Here is a 2,661-nt window from a genome sequence, read left to right on the forward strand (position 1 = left end):
CACGGCGTCGGCGAGCTCTCCGGCCGCCGCCGCCACCGGTTCGCCCGTCGCCCCGCCCAAGCCGCCGTCGCCGCCCGGGACTTCCACCCCGGCCGCGAAGTCCGGGTCGGCCACCCCGGCGGCCACGAAGGGAGCGGTCGCGGCCCCCGCCGCCCCGAAGTCCACGGCGGCGAGTGCTTCCGTGCCCGGGCAGCGGCCGCCCACCTCGCCCGCGTCCACGCGTGCCTCGATCACCGACGTGGTGCCCCGCCGCACCCTCGCGATCATCGCGGCCGTCGTCGCGCTGGCCATCCTCGGCACGATCCTCGCGCTCACCCTCGGCGACGGCGACGCGGACAAGAACGGCGGCAAGGACACCGCCGCGTCGGCCGGAGCCTCGGCCGGCGGCGCCGACGACAAGGGCGACGACACCGGCGGCGGTTCGGCCGGCGAGAAGGGCGACAGCCAGAAGGAGGGCCAGGGCAAGGAGGACGGCCGGGCCTCCGAGGACCCGTCCGGCGAGGGCTCCGACGACCCGAAGGGCGACGACCCCGAGGGCGACGAGGGCGACGGTCCGGGCGCGGGCGACTCCCTGCCCGCCGGCTACGAGAAGGTCACCGACACCCGGTTCCACTTCACCATGGCGATGCCCGGCGACTTCAAGCGCACGGGCATCGCGGGCGCCAACTCCGGCGGCATCTACAACGCCGGGCAGGGCAGCTTCCCCCGGGTCCAGGTCGACTTCAACAGCTCACCCAAGGACGACGCGGCGGCCGCCTGGCGCGGGGCCGTCGGCAGCGCCAAGGTCCTCAGCGACGGGTACAAGCACGGCAGCATAAAGAAGGTCGAGTACAACGGCTATCCGACCGTCGCGGACTGGACGTTCGAGCGCAACCACAACGGCGTCCGGGTGCGGGTGCTCAACCGAGGCTTCAAGGTCGACGCCAAGCGCGGCTACTCGATCATGATCAGCTGCAAGATCGACGAGTGGGACGGCGACGAGTGCCGGACGCTGCGCGATACGGCGTTCGCCACGTTCACGCCCACGGACTGACCCTCGGGCACGCTCGCGGACCGGCGGGTGGGAAACGTTTGTGCGGGCCGGGTTGGCACGACCCGGCCCGTCGGCCCGTGTTGCCACGTATCGTAAGAGGCCGGAGACCGTACGCAGCCGGAACCACAGGTCAATTGCCCGCCGAATGACCGTAACTGACGGATACGTGCACCTCTGACGGCCGGGGGAACAGCGCGCTCTGGGGAGGCGTCGTGGACGACTACGCGGGTCGGGTGCTCGCCGACCGCTACCGCCTTCCGCTGCCCCCGTCCGATGGGTACGAACTGGCCGAGACCCGGGCGTTCGACACATACAGCGGCCAGGAAGTCCTGGTCCGCCAGGTGCCGTTGCCGGAGATCGTGGACGCGGAGGTGCTCGACGCCGACGGCCAGTCCTCGATGTCCGGGCGCACCACCGGGCGGGCGGTCCGCCGCAGTACGGACCCCGCGGTCCGGCGGGCGATCGAGGCCGCGCAGGCGGCCGCCCAGGTGCCCGACCACCCCCGGCTCGACCAGGTCTTCGACGTGTTCGCCGAAGCGGGTTCGCTGTGGATAGTCAGCGAGCTCGTCGCGGCCCGCCCGCTCGCCGCCCTCCTCGCCGAACGCCCCCTCAACCCCTACCGGGCCGCCGAGATCGGCTCCGACGTGCTCACCGCCCTGCGGGTGCTGCACGCCCACGGCTGGACCCACCGCAACATCACCGTGCGCACGGTCCTGGTCTGCGACGACGGCCGCGTCATGCTCACCGGCCTCGCGGCGGGCGCAGCCGAGGAGGCGCTCTGCGGATACGCCCCGGAACCGCAGCCCGACGCCGACCCGGTGGCCGCCCCGACGACGTACGGCATCCCGGCCGTCGAGCTCGCCCCGCCGGGGGAGTTCGGCGGCGCCTATTCGCTCCCGCCGGCCAGGAGCGACGCGGACGAGGAGTACGCGGCGGTCGAGGGCTACGCGGGCGGCGCGGGCGACCGTGGCCAGGCCGCCGTCGAGAGCTACGAGGCCGTCGAGAGCTACGAGGCCGTGGAGGGCTACGAGGCCGTCGAGGAGTACGCCGACGTCCAGGAGTACGCCGACTACGGGAGCGGCGAGGGCGAGAGCGGCGTACAGGGGCGCGAAAGCCGCGAGGGTCGGGGGCTTCCCGTTCCGCCGCTGCCGCTGGGGTACGCGCCGCGCCGGGACGACGACCGGTACGAGGGCCGGGACGGCGACCGGTACGACGACCACCACGACCTGCCGTCGGGCCGCGAGGCCGACCCTGTGCCGGAGCAGCGCGCCGACGGGCAGGAGATCGTCCCGCGCCCCGCCGCCCCCGCCGTCCCGTACACCGCCGTACCGCCCGCCGAGCCGGGCGCCGCGAGCGCCGCGCAGTTGCGGGCCGCCCGCGCCGGAGCCATCGCCGCCTACCGGGCGGGCGCGCGGGCCGCCGCCCGGGTCACCGAGGACCGGCAGCAGGCCGACCGCACCCCGGCCGACCTCACGAAGCCGACGCCGCCCGGGGGCCGAGCCGCCCCGGAAGCCGACAGCCCCGGATCCGCACCCGGCACCGACGCCACGGACCCGGGCACGAACACCGACGGCACCGACACCGCTCGCGACACCACCGGCAGCGCTCGCGGCACCACCGGCACCACA

The 2,661-nt window shown here is 74.8% G+C and carries 1 protein-coding gene and 1 pseudogene; both read left to right on the top strand.

The window, feature by feature from the left end:
- Nucleotides 1-1,033 (top strand): annotated as a pseudogene (locus G3I54_RS24135) (serine/threonine protein kinase); the annotation flags it as partial.
- Nucleotides 1,034-1,245: 212 nt separating this feature from the next.
- Nucleotides 1,246-2,661 (top strand): protein kinase (locus tag G3I54_RS39070; protein ID WP_343240407.1); only part of this gene is annotated, 1,416 nt, incomplete at its 3' end.

Source organism: Streptomyces sp. SID14515, assembly GCF_010548505.1.
GTDB classification, from domain to species: Bacteria; Actinomycetota; Actinomycetes; order Streptomycetales; family Streptomycetaceae; genus Streptomyces; species Streptomyces caviscabies.